Below are 15,924 nucleotides of genomic sequence, written 5' to 3' on the forward strand. Positions count from 1 at the left end.
TTTACCACGACTAACCAAAGTTGTCAATAGCTAACCCCATAATTTTGCTCCATTTTTCTCGAACTTGCTAAAAGTTCGGGATTATGCTACTCTTTAATTATCAATAATGTGTCAAAGGGAGGCACACGCATGCAGATCCATGAATCATCCGAGGATTATTTGGAAAGCATTTTAATGTTAAAAGAGCGCAAAGGCTTCGTGCGCTCCATTGATATTGCGAACGAGCTGGATTATACCAAAGCGAGTGTCAGCATCGCCATGAAAAAGCTGCGGGAAAACGGCTATATCGAAGTGGATGCTGAAGGTTTTATCACCCTCACACCCGCGGGCCACAAAATTGCAGCCCGCATTTACGGCCGCCACAAGCTGCTGACGGAATTCTTTGTCCGCCTGGGCGTGAGCCAGGAGACCGCTGCGGCAGACGCCTGCAAAGTTGAGCATGACCTGAGCGAGGAAACTTTTGAAAAACTGCTGCTCCATGCACAGAAAAACTCCGAGGACCCAGGTACACGCTGAACAGACTGTGTATATCCTGTTGGGCAGCGGCAGATACCTGCCGCTGCCTTTTCTGCTCCCTGCCGGAATATTGCCCCAATTTTTTTGATATGCGCCAAATTCCCCTTGAATCATTCATACTTATCAGGTATACTTAAAACAGTTAGCATATGCTAATCGTTTTATTGAGACATTATGGAAAGGGAGCGCTTTTATGAGCTTAATGATTCAAAGCATTCACGGACGCGAAATTATTGATTCCCGGGGAAACCCCACGGTTGAGGCGGTCGTCCTTTTGCAAAACGGCGTCAGCGGCACAGCTGCCGTCCCCAGCGGCGCTTCGACCGGACAATTTGAAGCTTTGGAGCTGCGCGATGCAGACCCCGCCCGTTTCGGCGGAAAGGGCGTGCTGCGCGCTGTGAAAAATATCAACACCGAAATATGCGCCGCACTGACGGGCATGGACGCTTCCCATACCGGGGAGATCGACGCGGCCATGCTTCGCCTGGACGGTACGCCGGACAAATCCCGGCTTGGCGCAAACGCGATTTTGGCGGTTTCGCTCGCCAGTGCCCGGGCCGCGGCAAACGCGCTGGGCCTTCCCCTGTACCGGTTTTTGGGCGGCGTCAGCGCCGATGTACTTCCTGTACCGATGATGAACATTCTCAACGGCGGCGCGCACGCAGCCAATAATATCGATGTACAGGAATTCATGATCATGCCGGTAGGCGCGCCCAGTTTTCACGAGGGGCTTCGTTGGTGCACCGAGGTGTTCCACAAACTGGCCGCGATTCTGAAAGCGGAAGGGCACTCCACCGCTGTCGGCGACGAAGGCGGCTACGCGCCGAATCTTGAGAGCGACGAAGAAGCCATCCAATATCTGCTGCGCGCCATTGAGGCTGCTGGTTACCGCCCCGGCGAGGATTTTGTACTGGCTATGGACGCAGCCTCCAGCGAATGGAAAGATGAAAACGGCTATTTCCTGCCAAAGAAAAAAACGCACTTCACCACAGATGAACTGATCGAGCACTGGAAAGCTCTGTGCGAAAAATATCCCATCCGGTCGATTGAGGACGCGTTGGATGAAGAGGACTGGGACGGGTGGAAAAAGCTCACGGAGGTGCTGGGGAGCCAGGTGCAGTTGGTGGGAGACGACTTTTTTGTCACCAACACGCAGCGTCTTCAGAAAGGCATCGACCGGAAATGCGGGAATTCTATCCTTATTAAACTGAATCAGATCGGCACTCTGACAGAGACCATGGAGGCTGTCAAGCTGGCGAAACGCGCCGGCTATACAGCCATCGTCTCTCATCGCTCCGGCGAGACAGAGGATACCACCATCGCGGATCTTTCCGTAGCATTGAATGCCGGCCAGATCAAAACAGGCGCACCCAGCCGCACCGAACGCGTGGCCAAATACAACCAGCTGCTGCGCATCGAAGAAGAACTTGGCTCCGGCGCCAGATATTTGGGACGGGGCTGCTTTGCAAAATAGTTCCCGATCACAGCAGCGCGTTTCCCTGTATATAAGTATGTAAAAATGCCCTCCGGCGGAATACTCTGCCGGAGGGCATTTATTCAGTTGCTTCAAAAATCAGGCTTCTTCAAACTGATCTTTGCCCACGCCGCAAACAGGGCAGACCCAGTCTTCGGGAACATCCTCCCACTTGGTGCCCGGCTCCACGCCGTTATCGGGGTCGCCAGCCGCCTCATCGTAGATGTACCCGCAAACAGTGCAGACATATTTCTTCATTGCAGCAAAACCTCCATTTATTTCTTCTTTCTGTCCGGCATTCCAAGGCACAAAAGCAAAATTGGAAATATATGCCTTTTCAACCTGATGTCATTATAGCACGCAGGCTTGCAGGACGCAAGCGGATTTTTTGCGCAGCACAGCCAGCCGTTTTTTTACGCACAGGCTCAGCCAAGAAACGCCTCGTTAAGCGTAACACCGAATTCTCCTGCGATGGCGCGCAGATTGTCGTCCGAGATGGTCTGACATATTTTCCCCTGCCCTGCGCTTTGTGCCAGAACCCATATCTGTGCCGCCTTTTCAATGGTATGCATCAAGCCGAAGGTGGTATCAAAATCCGGACCGGAACAAAACAAACCGTGATGCGCCCATACCGCTGCGTCGTACTGTTTCATTAATTCCGACGTAGCTATGGCGATGTCTGCGCCGCCCGGCACCATCCAGGGTACGACGCCCACACCGCCCGGGAAAACCACCGGGCATTCTGTGGCGCTCTGCCACAAGGCACGGGTGAAATCCCGCGCCGTCAGCGGCAGGACATATGTCATAGCGATCAGGTTCGGCGTGTGGGCATGATAAATAACACGGTATACCCCCTCCGTCGCGGCCGCACGCACGCTGTGGTTCATAAAGTGGCTCGGGAATTCGCTGGTCGGCTTTGCGCCGTCTTCCAGGCCCCATACGATACGCCAGGCTCCGCCTGCGCTGTCGATCTCTACGATACCGATATTATGTGCCGGGTCCAACGCGACGTTGCGGAAATACTTGCCGCTGCCCGTGGTGAGAAAGTATTCCCCCGCCAGGTTCTTCCCCGTTACACCCATGCTCACCCATTCTCCCGCCGTTCGGAAGTAAAGACGGCACTGCTCTACCTCCTCCGGCCGCATGCGGTAGGTCAGATTTCCGCCGTTACGCTCGTGCCAGCCCTGCTTCCAACCGTCCGTGCACATGCGGATATAGTCCTGCACGATTTTTACATCCAAAATTCCCATTGCTGTTACCCTCTTCTGCTTAAAACTTCTTTTTCGTACTGTGTCACCGCGGCATACCAATCTCCGTCTGCGGGCACGCCCTGCCGGCGGCAGTATTCTGCCCAGACGTCACCGAAGGGAAGCGTCTTCGCTTCTTCCATCAGCACCATTTTCTCTGTGAAGTTCGCCCCGTCCTGCAGCTGCCTGAGCTTTTCATCCGGCTGCAGCAGAGCAAACAACAGCGCCTTCTGCGCGCTGCGCGTGCCCACCACCCAGGCTGCCACACGGTTGATGGAGGCATCGAAGAAATCAAGACCGATAAGCACCCGGTCCAGCGCGTCGTTGCGCACGACCTCTTTCATGATTTCCCGTGTTTCATCGTCGAACAGCACCACATGGTCCGAATCCCAGCGAACCGGGCGCGTAACATGCAGCGGCACCTTGTCAAAGAAGCACAGCATGGCCGGGATCTTGTCGCTTATGAATTCCGTGGGATGGTAATGGCCCGCATCCAGCAGATTATACACACCCGGGTGTGTGGCCGCATACGCCGTGTAAAACTCATTGGAGCCTACGGTCATGCTTTCCAGCCCGATGCCGAACACCTTGCTCTCTACACAGTCTATGACGTTGGGGCACGGCTCTGCAAACACCTCGTCCAGCGCCGCCTTCAGGCGCAGCCGCGGGCCCATGCGGTCCGCCGGAATATCCTTGAAGCCGTCCGGCACCCATACATTGTTGAGCACCTGATCCCCCATCTCTTCGCCGATACGCTGTGCAATGCGCCGGCTGGCCTTGCAGTGGTCGATCCAGAAACGGCGCACCGCCTCGTCCGGATGAGACAGCGTCAGCCCGTCCTTCACCATGGGGTGCGAAAAGCAGGTCGGGTTAAAATCGATCCCCAAGCTGTTTTCTTTCGCAAAATCCACCCACGGAACAAAGTATTTGTATTCCAGCCTGTCGCGGTCCACCCACTCCCCTTCCGGGAACACGGCATAGCTCGCATGCAGGTTGATGCGTTTTTTGCCCGGGATAAGGCCGGCAGCTTTCAGGAAATCGGCTTTCAGCTCTTCAAAATTACGGGCTTTGCCGGGGTAGTTGCCTGTTGTCTGGATGCCATCGCCAGCCTTACCATCCTTCTGGTCGAAGCCCGCCACGTCGTCTCCCTGCCAGCAGTGGATGGAAATGGCTTTCTCCGCCAGCCGTGCCAGCGCGCGTTCCACATCAACGCCGAAGCGCCTGTAACATGCTTTTGCGTTCTCATAATCATTCATGGTGTTACCTCCTTGATATCAAAGCTTTGTCGGATCGCCGCCCTGGCGGCCTCCAAGTCATCAAACTCACCCGCCGCGATGAACTGTGCCATCAGGTTTCCCAACGCCGTCCCCTCCGTGGGCCCGGCGAACACCGGAAGACCTGTGGTCCGTGCCGTCAGCTCATTCAGATAACCGTCCTTGCTGCCGCCGCCCACAATGTTGATACTGGTATATACTTTTCCCGTCAGCGCGGACAGCTCCCGAACAGCGCCCGCATATCCGGCGGCCAGGCTGGCATATACACATTGCATCAGCTCGCCGACGGTTTGCGGCACCGACTGTCCGGTCTGTACGCAAAATTGCTTCACCGCATCGGTCATACTCTCCGGTGCAAGGAAGCTGCTGTCATTGACGTCAACCCGGGACGTAAAATCCGCACATCCGCGCGCCTCCGCCTCCAGCTCCGCATAACTCCACTGCCGCTGTGCCGCCGCCGTTTTTTTTGAATCCTCCACATAAGAAACGCCGTTCAACTCGCGCCGGATGGACTGGATCATCCAAAGGCCCATGATATTTTTCAGATAACGGTAGCGGTACCTGTAACCGCCTTCATTCGTAAAATTGGCCAGCATACTCGCCTCGCCGGTAATGGGGGCTTCGTTTTCCACGCCCAGCAGGCTCCAGGTTCCGCTGGAAATATACACCGCGTTTTCATCCCGGGCCGGCACGGCCAGAAATGCGCTGCCGGTATCATGCGTAGCAGGCAGCAGCACGTCGCAGTCGAACCCAACTGCGCCCTGCACCTCCCCGGTAAAGCGCCCCACCCGTGCGCCCGGCAAATTCAGCGGACCAAAGATGCGCCGGGGCAGCCCCAGCGCTGCAATGACCGTGTCGTCCCAACTCCTGGTATAAGCGTTCACCAGCGCGGTGGACGTTGCGTTCGTATATTCGTTCAGCATATTGCCTGTGAGCAGATAATTGAAATATTCCGGTATCATCAGCAGACGGCTGGCAGCGGCCAGCTGTTCCGGGTGCTCACGCTGCAAAGCCGTCAGCTGATACGCGGTATTGAACACCTGCTTCTGGATACCTGTGCGGGCGTACAGCTCCGGGAACGGCAGGCCACGTTCCGCCTGTTCCATCGCGCCTTTCGTGCGTTTGTCCCGATACGCCACGGCGTCGCTCACAGGCCTGCCGTCGGCTCCCATCAGCACAAAATCCACGGCCCAGGTGTCTATACCCATGGTTTCGGGAACCTTATTTACAGCCTTGCACGCGCGCAGTCCCTCCAGAATGCTTTGCCACAGCTGTTCCGTATTCCAGCAGTCATGCCCGTTTTTCCGCACCTGAATGTTATCGAAGCGGTAGATCTCCTCCAGCATCATGCAGCCTTTCTCCACATGGCCCAAAATATGGCGCCCGGAGGATGCGCCGATGTCGATGGCAAGATGATATTTCACATGATCCCTCCTGCTCGTTCTGCCCGGTTCGGGTGTTCCGGCACGGCTCTGCCGTGCTCTTTTTTCATTATACTGCACAGGCGAAAACAAAATAAGGACGCGGTTTTCAAAATAACCGCGTCCTTATTTCGCATATTCATGTTGCATTTTCTGTTTTCCACAATTCTGACCGGTATTCCTTGGGGCTTTTGCCATACCGCCGCCGGAACACACGGTGGAAATAGCTGGTGTTGTCATACCCGACCGCGGCGCAGACCTCCTGTATGGTGAGCCGCGTCTCCCGCAGCAGACGCGCCGCTTTGTCCAGCCGCTTGTGCAGCAGAAGCTCCTTGAAGGTGCTTCCCGTGGCACGCTTCACTTCCGCACTCAGATAAGGCAGACCCACATGAAATGCAGCCGCCACATCGGTGAGGCTCGCCGCACGGTAGTTCTCTTCGATTTCCCGTAGCGCGGCCTCCACCATCGGGCTGCGGATGCTGCCGTTCCGGGACATGTCAATGCATTCCGTATAATGCATCAGCTGCAGCAGCAAAAGCCCCATCGTCACCTGATTGATACGCCGGGCACCCGGCTGGCGGTTCACCAACGTCCACACCATATTCTCCACAAGATTCTGCACCGGTAGCACCTCCCGCACCCGAAAATGCAGATAGCTGACGGCAGCCCCTCCGGTGTACAGTTCCCCCAGTAAAAAACGCGAAAGAACATTGTCCATCCCCGCCATATTGAACGCCTCGTCAAAGAACTGGGGCAGCACAATAAAATTGACGGCGATATCGCCCGCGTCCGCCCGCTGGATGGCATGGCTCGCGTGCCGGTTCAGGAACAAAAGCTCCCCGGCCTCCAGCGTCACAAGCGCATCCCCGTCGATGCGGTGCACCGTTTTTCCACGGCACATATACATGATCTCCACATAATTGTGGCTGTGCCTCGGAAACGGTGCGAAGCGCGTATGGGGGCGGATGGACATCAGCTTTCCCTTCTCCAGCATCTTTGCCGCATCCACCTCAAACGCACGGCCCGAGGCGTACAGCGCCCGGTCCACACCACGGCCCTGCAGCAGCTCCCGTTCTTCCTCAGTGATCTGCGACAGACGCTGCAGCAGGACTGCATCCATTCGTATCACTCCCCGCGCATCCTGAATCGTCAGCTTTTCTTTATCATACAGGGTAAGAACGGCAGATGCAAGACCAGCCTGTGGAAATCTGCCGCGATTCAATCCCTGGTGCCTGCATCAGCCTGCGCTTCTTCATCCTCTTTCTGCGCAGCATTTTCCACCTTTTCCAGAAAAGCATCCACGAATCTGTCCTCTATCTTTTTGTAGGCCAACACCGTCCCTTGTTCAATTTTCCTGTAAAGGCCAACAACCTTGCGCGCGAGCGCCGGTGTTTTTAATCTGTATTCGGGCATTTCCCATCTTCCTTTCTTACCGCATGGTGCGCAGTTCATCCACAAGCTCCGACAGCTGCGCCGGCGAAAACGTACTGCCGAGCATCATCGAAAGCCCTATCAGGCCCATAAATAAATCTTTCTTTCTGATGTGCATTTTCTTTCCTCTTTTCTTTTTTACAATCAATCTTATAAACGGCGGCCGTCCGCCTGTTCCGCCACCGCTTACTCCTTTATGCCGCGGCACAGCGGAATCAGACACAGAAGCAGAACGATTCCTGCAAAGCCAACCGCGACGCCCGGCACCAGCATGCCCCAAAGCATGGTCATGCACATACCCGTTCCCAGTGCAAGTGTGCCCGCCAGCCCAATCAAGCCCCGAATCAGACTACGCCCACTGAAATGCCGCACGGCCGGCTTGCCTGACATAATACGATGCAGCACCCACGCCCACAGCAGCACGCCTATCCCTGCCGCCCCGGTCCATACGCCCTGTACTGCAGCGCCCCACTCCGGCAGCAGGCACATGCACATTCCCAGTGCAAAAAGGCCTGCGCCCGGCACACACAGAAACATCGTGATCAAATCTCTCTTTTTCATATCCATATCATCCTTCCGGCAAAATTCATGAGCTTTCGCTCACGTTCTGCACATGATTTTACAGTGTGTATGTTCGGGAAATATTCAAAAATTGTTTTTGAAATATTAAACAGCAAAACAGAAGGGCATCTTCCTGAAAGAAGATGCCCTGCAAAAAATATGCTGCTGTGCTTTACTCGTCCGCTGTTGCCTTTGTCTGAGCCTGTTCGGCGGACAGACGGTTGATCGCACAGAAGTAATCGCAGAATTCGGCTGCGGTTTCACCCTGGTCTGTACCATCCATAACGCCGCACATATCCAGCAATATCCGCTGCATAACACGGCTGGAGAAATATTTGAAGACCACCTTTCCCCAGCGCGGTACAAACTCTTCCTGTTCAAAATAATTCCAGTATGGCAACATACTGCCGGACGGCAGATAAAGCTTGTATCTGTCGTGCGCCCTGATCATACCCTCCCGGCAGTAAGCGCCCCAAAAATCGTCCCGCACCATGAAAGCTCCCAAAATACGGCGTTCCTTCTCTTCACAGCCCGTCTCCAGAGTTGTCAGCAGACACGCCGAATTCGGCTTGAGCCTGCTGGGGATACGCGGCCTGTCCTTGGAGTAGCCGCTCAAATAGAAGCCTGTGGATACCGCGTCGGCTTCTGCCGCCGCTTTGGCTTCCTTCCACGGGATGTCAAAAGCCGCCTGCGAATACGGCGTAACTTTCATGGAGCGTATTTTCCCGAGCCGCTCCTGCCGTTCCAGTTCCTTTTGTCTTTCCGCACGTTCCGCCCGCAGCCTTCGTTCATATCCTGCCCGTATCTCATTTTGCTTTCCTGCGTCCTTCAGGGTCAGAAAGCGGGAAAATGCGTCCGGATACTGAAACCGTTTTTCCCCCTGGGCAAAGTCTATCGTAATGATATTCCCCGAAAGACCGGTTATCACGCCCGTTCCAAAAGCGTTGTGCCTGACCGGTTGTCCCAGCAACTGCATTGTTCTCCTCCCTTGCTGATATAAAAAGCCATCCCGCAGCCGTAATGCCGCACATCCGTGTTATTCCTCTGTTTGCTTTGCCGCGCGGGACGGGCCGCGCGTTTTATCGCTGATGCGAAGAACGATCTCCGTTTTGTCTGCTTGCAGATCCAATTTCCCGCTGTTGAGTTCCGGGATATCTCCGACCGTCAGCACCGTACCGCAGGGCATTCCCTCAACATCCACCGTTATCGTATCAATCATATCTTCCGGCAGGGACGCATATGGGATCTCCATAAGCATCCTTTCCAGTGCATCCGTCACCTTTTCCGTATTTGTCAAAAAAATATGGATGACACTGTTCACTTTTTGATCCGCCTGCAGAGCTTGAAAGCTGAGATGCAGAATATCATTGTTCAGCAGATTTACCGCCTTTTCCTTGATCTGCACCGGTATCTGCTGTCCGTCAAGCACAATTTTCAGCTTGCTTCCTTCCCGCTTCTGCTCCACCAGCCTGCGCGCGTCGGCTTCCTCAAGCTGGAGCGCCAGCGCTTCGCGCAAAGGGCCGCCGAAAACACTTCCCGGAACAAGCCCCAGCCGTCTCAGCTTTTTTGCTTTCACGGCAAAATCTCTTTTTTCCACTGTGATCATGTCCATCGTGTTGTTCCTCCCAATCAGATTTTATATATTTAACCGGTATACAGTGCATACCGGCCGTCGGCTGTTTTTGGATGGATAATAAAAAAAGAAGAGCTTCTTCATATGGCACCACGCGGCGCAATACTAAAAGCCCTTCTTGATAAGACGGTTCTTTTCCTATTCGTTTTATATAGTATAGCACAGACCAAATACAAATGCAACCATAGTTCCGTTTATACGGCTCCTCCCGCACGCGATCAGAGCCTTGTATCCCACATACCGCAAAATGCGTCCACCGGGCTGTTTCCTTTGAATTCCGATTTTCCTGTAATCTTTTCCACAGCCTGCCGGATCGCTTCACGGGAGCCGTTGTAGGTATTGATGCAGACAGGCACCATAGGCACGTCATATAAATGAAACGGATTTGCCACGCTGATAAACACAGTGGGTTTTTCAGCCGCATACCAGGGAATCTCCGGGCCCATCGGGATGCTCCAGTGCAGATTGCGCTCGTTTGTGGTGGAAAAACTTTGCACATCTGCAATAACAAATACTACATCGTATTTTTTTCGAAATTCCAGCACCGGGATATCCGCCAGCACCTTTTTGCCGTTGATGCCCTTGGGCGTCAAGTATTTGAAAGGATTCAGCCTATAGACTTCTACCGAAAACCCCTGCTTTTCCAATTCCTGTGCTAGATACTCCCTCACCTTGTCCGCTTTGCCCAAAACCCGTGCCGCGAGAGAAACGCTGGACACCGAATAAAGGATTGCCCGTTTGTGGGCCTGCGGCGTTATGGGGAGCTGCGCCCTGCTGTTCTTCACCAGCGTGATCGAGCGGTCGATGATACGGGCTGCGGCCGCACGGTGCTCCGGACATCCAATGACAGACAGGCCTTCCTCCGCCGGCATCAGCGCATTTGTACGTTGTTTTTCGTGCAGCCGCAGCATTGCTTTGAACGCCAGAACGCGCAGTACCGCTTCATCCAGCCGTTCCTGCGTCAGTTGGCCGGACTCCAGCCCCTCCCGCATGAACCGCAGATCCTCGTCATGGTCGCGATAGTATAAAATCATATCGCAGCCGCTCTGCACGGCAATGGGCAGGAACTCACTGCGCCGCATTTTTCCTGTGAGGCCCACCATGTGTGTCGCGTCGGTGATGATAAGCCCGTTGAAGCCCAGCTTTTCACGCAGAAGGCCCTGCAGAAGTTCCGGTGCCACCGTGGCGGGCATAATCTCCTCGTCCCGTATGCCGGGCCGCAGCTTGCGGGAATAGGCAGGCTGCTGGATATGCCCCACCATGATGCTGGGTACACCCGCGCCGATCATTCCCTGGTACACCTTCCCGTAGGAGGCATCCCATTCCTCGCAGGTACAGTCATTTACCGTAGTGACAATATGCTGGTCCCTGTCATCACAGCCGTCACCGGGAAAATGCTTCATGCAGCAGGCGACGCCTGCCTCGTTTGCCCCTTTCATGTAAGCGAGGGCCATCTCCAGCACAGTGTCTGGATTGCTGCCGAAACAGCGCGTAGGAATAACACAGTTGCGCCAGTTCCGGTCAATATCCACAACTGGGGCAAACGTCCAGTTGCAGCCCACCGCCGCCGCCTCGCGGCAACCGTACAGTCCCATCTCATAAGCGCTGCGGGTATCTCCTGTGGCCGCGCATGCAATGCCTTCCCCGATTTTTGTGCCGCCTGTCATTGCACCGTTACCGCCCGCCTCCACATTGGCTGCGATGAGCAGCGGGATTCGGCTGTTTTTTTGTGCCGCCGCGTTTTGTCTGTACAGTTCCCGGGGCTTGCGGTTATTGTAGCGCAGGCCGCCGGATGGATATCTTCCAAGCAGTGCGGCGGTCTGCTTCCCGGTGTCGTTCCACAGCATATCCACAAACAGCTGGGCGATTTTTTCTTCCTGTGTCATGGCATTGAACGTGTCGTTTACCCAGCGTACGGCGTTATCGTCCAAATCGAATGGCTTGGCGCGCATATCAAAACTCATATCGTGTCCTCCCGTACGGCGTCATCCTCATTGAAACAGAGCCAGCAGCCGCTGCCACAAGCTGAGCGTCTGTGCCTCCTGCGCCGGTGCCCGCCGCGCCTCCGCTTCTTCAATGGCCGGCGTCGTCATTACAAACTGCACGGCGTCTACCTGCGTGTTTTTTTCGCTTACAAATGAGCATATCTCATAATCCGCACCTGTAAAGCCGTCAATCAGCTCGTCTATCTTATCATTGAGCTGGCTGTCCATATCGCTTGTACGGCCGCGCAGCTCCCCAGTGCCTTCGGCCAGCTCACTGCTGCCGCCCGCAAGCCGGGCCGCGCCGTCGGTCAGCGACCGAGACCCCTGCTGTAAGCTGGCCGCACCGCCCGATACCTGGGCCGCACCCGCCTGTAATCGGGCTGTGCCGTCCGCCACTTGAGACGCAGCCCGAGCTGCGCTGTCCACTCCATTTGTATATTGCAGCAGGCCCTGGTAAAATGCGTCAAATCCTGTCAGCTGCGTTGCCAGTGTATTCAGCGGCTTGATCAAAGCACTGTCCGCCCCAGTCGCCTGCTCTACCGCGGCGGCAATCTCGCTCTGGACAGCATCGCCCGCCATTGCAGACTCGATATTCATAGCGATAAGTCCCTGTACTTCGTCACTGACCATCTGCCCGTCAATCTGCTGCTGAATGGCCGCCTGGGTCTCCGGCATTGCCATCACGGCGTCCACTTGCTTTTGCACCTCGTTCTCCACCTGCGTATCGATCTGCTGCTGCACCTCCGGCGAGACCATCGCTGTGTCCGTCACCGTTTCCAGCAGGGCTTCTCTTTCCGAAGCAGCAAGCGCCGCGGCGGCGCCCCTTTTTTCCTCTTCCGTCATATTTTCTGCGCCGGGTTGGGTGCACACATTCTCGTAGGCAGCCGAAAAGATCTGTTCCTCCGTGATGCTTGCCTTTACCTGTTCACGTATGGCGGCGGTCACGCCGTCCCGAATCGGCTGTTCCTGTTTGCGCACCTCTGCTTCCGCCTGTGCGCGGGCGGCCCGAGTTGCCTGCTGCTCCACTTGTACCTGTACAGCAGCTGTCACTTCTGCCGTCACTTTTGCGCGGGCCTCTTCCGTTGCGGCTTTCAGCGCCGCGCCGCCGATTTGCTGCTGTACATCCGCCAAAACGGCGGCATAGTTTTCGCGCGTCATTGGGGTATAGCTGAGACCGGTCCGCGTCAGTAGGTTCTCCAGCTGCGTGTTGGCCGCAGAAAGGAGCGAATCGAAAATCGTGCCCGCGCCGCTTTGCAGCGCCGCGCTCTGTCCCGCCAGCAGCGACAGGCCGCTGGACAGCTCGCTTGTTCCGCCCGCAAGCCCGGCCGCTCCGCCGCTTAGTGTGTTTGCGCCTGCCACAAGGCTGGCAGCGCCTGAGGCGACGGCAGCCGCGCCGCTGTTCAGTTCCTGCGCTCCGGCTGCCAGTTCTTTCGCACCATCGTCCAGCTCCTGCGCGCCGTCCTGCAAGTCGTCGATCTGCCCGTCCAGCTCACTGGTGTCCGGCTTTTCCATATGAATCGCCAAGGGGACGGCATTCAAGGAAATACCCTCCATAGAGAAATCCGTCACATCCGTCTCGATGGTGAAAGAAAGATCCTGCCCCGGCAGCTTCATATAGCTCAGTTGCTTGTCAGCGCCCACATTTGCCTCTGTCGCGCCTTCGGTCTGGATATTGCGGCACTTCACGGTGTCCAGCAGCACTGTGGCCTGGACCATGTAGGCCTCATAGAAATCGCCGTCCGCCAATTTGTTTTTCGTGACGGATCCGCTGATTACCAAATGTCCGTTGGCCCCGGCAAGCTCATCGGCTGCGACGTTTTTTCCATCCAGCATATAGGCAACAGAGATATTCCAAGGAAGCTGCGCATCCTTCAGGTTCGCTTGATAATAGAACGTACCTGCCTCCGCGGACACTGTGACAGAGTCCCCATCCAGTGAAATGTCCGCTTCACTCGTCAGATTGCGCACCGAGGAATAGGCGCCGTAGTCCCGTATCTCCGTCTTGCCGTCCAGGGCAAACATATTGACAATATATATGTCTGCCACACTGCCGTCTCCAGCGAGGCTCACATATACATTTTCTTCTTTTTCGGTATTTGCCGTTTCCGCATAAACAGGAGCCACACAGGCTGCAGCTACACATAGTGCGGCCGTCAATGCCGCCACGCGTTGAATGAGGCGTTTCATAATGGAATATCCTCCTTTAATAATTCTTTTCAAAACGCAGTCCTAGGCTTGTTTTCTGCACAAGTCCGTCGAACAGGCACAGGCAGGTGGGAAGCACGAACAAAACCATGCAGCATGACAGCACTGCGCCGCGGCCCACCAGATACCCAAGCTGGCTGATGACCCCGTTTGTGGACAGCGCACCCAGCATACTGCCGGCAATGCACAGAATGCTTCCGCTGGTCAGAATAGAGACGACTGTTTCGCGCACAGTGATACGCGCCGCATGCCAACGGGAATTTTCGCGCCGGTTTTCCAGGTATTTGTTGGTGAACAGGATGGCGTAATCTACCGTAGCGCCAAGCTGTACCGTATTGATGATCAGGTATGCGATATAATTCAGCCGTTCTCCCGTTAAGTATGGCACCGCAAGGTTCATCCAGATGGCGCTTTCAATGACGAATACAAGGATCGCGGGCAACGAGAGCGACTTGAACGTGATGAGCAGGATGAGGAAGATCGCTCCCACAGCGATACCGTTCACTACGATATCGTCCTCTGTCACGGTGTCCCGCATATCCAGCGTGTTGACGGCTTCTCCCGCTATCAAATAGGCGTCCGGGTAATACTCCTGCGCAGTTTCCCGCAGCTGTGTGGCAACCGCGAAAGGGATCTCCCCGTCCACGCCTACGCTGGTGCTGATGACCATGCGCGTATAATGCTCGCTGATCAGCAGCTCCCGCTGCGTCTTTGGCACATATTCCTCCGGGATACTGCTGCCCACAGTATCCGTATAGCTGAGCACCTCCGTTACCTCGGGAATGGTCTTGAAAGCGTCGGAGAGCGCCTTTTCGCGGGCTGTGTCCCCCCTGGGAACCATACAGACGATCTGGTTGGAACGGCCAAATTCCTCGTTGATGCGGATGGCGTCCGCGCCGATCTGAGTGGAGGCATCCCCGTATATCTCGCTGGAGCCATAAGCAAAGTCGATCCTGTCTTTGGCGACAAAGGAAGGCACCGCCAGCAGAATGAACAGGATAAGCACCGGGACCTTCACCTTCATCACGAAGTAAGAAAATCCGCGGAACGTCGGTATGAAGCTGCGATGCTGCGTTTTGTCAATCAGCTTATAACACAGTACCGCCAGACATGGCAGAAAGACCAGCACGCACAGCAGCGAGAACACGATAGCCTTCGCCATGACAACGCCCATATCCGGCCCGATGCGGAAACGCATCAGGATCAGAGCGGCAAAACCGATCACGGTGGTGAGTGCGCTGGAGGTCACGGAAGAAAAGCTGTCCTTTACCGCGTGAGACATGGCATCCTGTACATCCATCCCGCTCGCCCGGAAACGGGAAAAGCTGTGCAGCAGAAAAATCGAATAGTCCATGCTGACGGCGAGCTGCAGCACGCTGCCCGCTGCATTCGTCACAAAGCTGATGGTCCCGAATGCAAGATTCGTGCCCATGTTCAGAACGATAGCCACACCGATGGTTGCCATGAAAAGCACCGGTTCAAACCAGCTCGTGGTGGTGAGCAGCAAAATCAGGAATACCAGTGGAAGCGCAATGGCCATAACCATCTTTAGCTCGCGGGTCGTAGATTCTGTGGCCATCCCCGTATTCACCGCCTCCCCGCTCATGGCGGCGTCCTCACCAACCACAGCGCGGATATCCATTAAATGACTGTACAAGTCATCCTCATCCACATAGCAGGTGAACAGCACGTTTCCCTCCTTGTACCAGCTTTCCACTGTGTCGCCGTCCAGCGTCTCCAGCGGCGCGTAAACATTGGCGTAATCATCCAGCCACATCACCTCCGACACGCCCGGCACCTGCTGGAGCTGTTTCTTCAGCGCCAGCGCCTCCGGAATCGCCGCATCCTCGATCATAATGCGGCAGTTGGCAGTTTTGGCGCTGTATTCCTCCTCCATTACATCCAGGGCAATGGTGGACGGCGCGTCCTTGGGCAGATAATGCATCATATTATAGTCTACCTTTACTCTGCGGCTGAGCAGTGCACACAAAACCGCCAGCACCGCAAACAGGGCAACGATGCCTTTTTTATGATGGAGCATTTTCTGGGCTATTTTGTTCATCCAACCGAACTCCTCAGTCTTTTCATTTTTGTACATATGTTGACTTTTGTTTCTGAATTGATTATAGTGGAATCAGATAATAAAATGCAATCAGCAGATTCCCGCTGATCTATGC

General features: G+C 55.3%; 14 protein-coding genes. 2 read left to right on the forward strand and 12 right to left on the reverse strand.

The window, feature by feature from the left end; all coding sequences use genetic code 11:
* Nucleotides 1–129: 129 nt before the first annotated feature.
* The gene (locus tag TQ39_RS01215) at nt 130–516 is read left to right on the forward strand and encodes a metal-dependent transcriptional regulator (protein WP_009325827.1); all 387 of its coding nucleotides are present in this window, start codon (nt 130–132) and stop codon (nt 514–516) included.
* A 193-nt stretch (nt 517–709) separates the two neighbouring features.
* A complete protein-coding gene (gene eno, locus TQ39_RS01220; RefSeq protein ID WP_050004257.1) occupies nt 710–1,990 on the forward strand; it encodes a phosphopyruvate hydratase in 1,281 nt (426 codons plus the stop codon).
* A gap of 99 nt (nt 1,991–2,089) precedes the next feature.
* Here the strand turns inward: eno and rd are convergent, their stop codons facing one another.
* From rd to TQ39_RS01280, 12 genes are all read right to left on the reverse strand, one after another.
* Entirely contained in the window at nt 2,090–2,248 is a 159-nt protein-coding gene (gene rd / locus TQ39_RS01225; RefSeq protein ID WP_009325829.1) for a rubredoxin, read from the reverse strand.
* Between the two features lie 167 nt (nt 2,249–2,415).
* Entirely contained in the window at nt 2,416–3,240 is an 825-nt protein-coding gene (gene rhaD / locus TQ39_RS01230; RefSeq protein ID WP_050004258.1) for a rhamnulose-1-phosphate aldolase, read from the reverse strand.
* Nucleotides 3,241–3,245: 5 nt separating this feature from the next.
* Nucleotides 3,246–4,493 (reverse strand): L-rhamnose isomerase, encoded by a 1,248-nt coding sequence (locus tag TQ39_RS01235; protein WP_050004259.1) that lies wholly within the window; start codon nt 4,491–4,493, stop codon nt 3,246–3,248.
* Nucleotides 4,490–5,935: a rhamnulokinase gene (locus tag TQ39_RS01240; RefSeq protein WP_050004260.1), complete on the reverse strand. Its 1,446-nt coding sequence runs from the start codon at nt 5,933–5,935 to the stop codon at nt 4,490–4,492. The genes TQ39_RS01235 and TQ39_RS01240 overlap by 4 nt, the downstream gene beginning before the upstream one ends.
* A 136-nt stretch (nt 5,936–6,071) precedes the next feature.
* A complete protein-coding gene (locus tag TQ39_RS01245) occupies nt 6,072–7,052 on the reverse strand; it encodes an AraC family transcriptional regulator (protein ID WP_050004261.1) in 981 nt (326 codons plus the stop codon).
* A gap of 98 nt (nt 7,053–7,150) precedes the next feature.
* Nucleotides 7,151–7,345: a hypothetical protein gene (locus tag TQ39_RS01250; RefSeq protein WP_050004262.1), complete on the reverse strand. Its 195-nt coding sequence runs from the start codon at nt 7,343–7,345 to the stop codon at nt 7,151–7,153.
* Between the two features lie 204 nt (nt 7,346–7,549).
* Complete coding sequence (locus tag TQ39_RS01255; RefSeq protein ID WP_050004366.1) at nt 7,550–7,924, reverse strand: hypothetical protein; 375 nt, start codon at nt 7,922–7,924, stop codon at nt 7,550–7,552.
* Between the two features lie 172 nt (nt 7,925–8,096).
* Nucleotides 8,097–8,900 (reverse strand): hypothetical protein, encoded by an 804-nt coding sequence (locus tag TQ39_RS01260; RefSeq protein ID WP_050004263.1) that lies wholly within the window; start codon nt 8,898–8,900, stop codon nt 8,097–8,099.
* A gap of 60 nt (nt 8,901–8,960) precedes the next feature.
* On the reverse strand, nt 8,961–9,536 hold the full coding sequence (locus TQ39_RS01265; RefSeq protein WP_009325837.1) for a 50S ribosomal protein L25/general stress protein Ctc: 576 nt from the start codon (nt 9,534–9,536) through the stop codon (nt 8,961–8,963).
* 239 nt (nt 9,537–9,775) lie between these two features.
* The gene (locus TQ39_RS01270; protein WP_050004264.1) at nt 9,776–11,521 is read right to left on the reverse strand and encodes a glycoside hydrolase family 3 protein; all 1,746 of its coding nucleotides are present in this window, start codon (nt 11,519–11,521) and stop codon (nt 9,776–9,778) included.
* A gap of 27 nt (nt 11,522–11,548) precedes the next feature.
* Complete coding sequence (locus TQ39_RS01275) at nt 11,549–13,729, reverse strand: hypothetical protein (RefSeq protein WP_050004265.1); 2,181 nt, start codon at nt 13,727–13,729, stop codon at nt 11,549–11,551.
* A gap of 16 nt (nt 13,730–13,745) precedes the next feature.
* Entirely contained in the window at nt 13,746–15,809 is a 2,064-nt protein-coding gene (locus TQ39_RS01280; protein ID WP_050004266.1) for an efflux RND transporter permease subunit, read from the reverse strand.
* Between the last annotated feature and the right edge of the window lie 115 nt (nt 15,810–15,924).

This window comes from Ruthenibacterium lactatiformans, assembly GCF_000949455.1.
Taxonomy (GTDB): domain Bacteria; phylum Bacillota; class Clostridia; order Oscillospirales; family Ruminococcaceae; genus Ruthenibacterium; species Ruthenibacterium lactatiformans.

Bases quoted from the DNA above. Each gene is read 5' to 3' on its own strand.
- TQ39_RS01215 (WP_009325827.1), top strand. From the start codon at position 130: ATGCAGATCCATGAATCATCCGAGGATTATTTGGAAAGCATTTTAATG.
- eno (WP_050004257.1), top strand. From the start codon at position 710: ATGAGCTTAATGATTCAAAGCATTCACGGACGCGAAATTATTGATTCC.
- rd (WP_009325829.1), bottom strand. From the start codon at position 2,248: ATGAAGAAATATGTCTGCACTGTTTGCGGGTACATCTACGATGAGGCG.
- rhaD (WP_050004258.1), bottom strand. From the start codon at position 3,240: ATGGGAATTTTGGATGTAAAAATCGTGCAGGACTATATCCGCATGTGC.
- TQ39_RS01235 (WP_050004259.1), bottom strand. From the start codon at position 4,493: ATGAATGATTATGAGAACGCAAAAGCATGTTACAGGCGCTTCGGCGTT.
- TQ39_RS01245 (WP_050004261.1), bottom strand. From the start codon at position 7,052: ATGGATGCAGTCCTGCTGCAGCGTCTGTCGCAGATCACTGAGGAAGAA.
- TQ39_RS01250 (WP_050004262.1), bottom strand. From the start codon at position 7,345: ATGCCCGAATACAGATTAAAAACACCGGCGCTCGCGCGCAAGGTTGTT.
- TQ39_RS01255 (WP_050004366.1), bottom strand. From the start codon at position 7,924: ATGAAAAAGAGAGATTTGATCACGATGTTTCTGTGTGTGCCGGGCGCA.
- TQ39_RS01260 (WP_050004263.1), bottom strand. From the start codon at position 8,900: ATGCAGTTGCTGGGACAACCGGTCAGGCACAACGCTTTTGGAACGGGC.
- TQ39_RS01265 (WP_009325837.1), bottom strand. From the start codon at position 9,536: ATGGACATGATCACAGTGGAAAAAAGAGATTTTGCCGTGAAAGCAAAA.
- TQ39_RS01270 (WP_050004264.1), bottom strand. From the start codon at position 11,521: ATGAGTTTTGATATGCGCGCCAAGCCATTCGATTTGGACGATAACGCC.
- TQ39_RS01275 (WP_050004265.1), bottom strand. From the start codon at position 13,729: ATGAAACGCCTCATTCAACGCGTGGCGGCATTGACGGCCGCACTATGT.
- TQ39_RS01280 (WP_050004266.1), bottom strand. From the start codon at position 15,809: ATGAACAAAATAGCCCAGAAAATGCTCCATCATAAAAAAGGCATCGTT.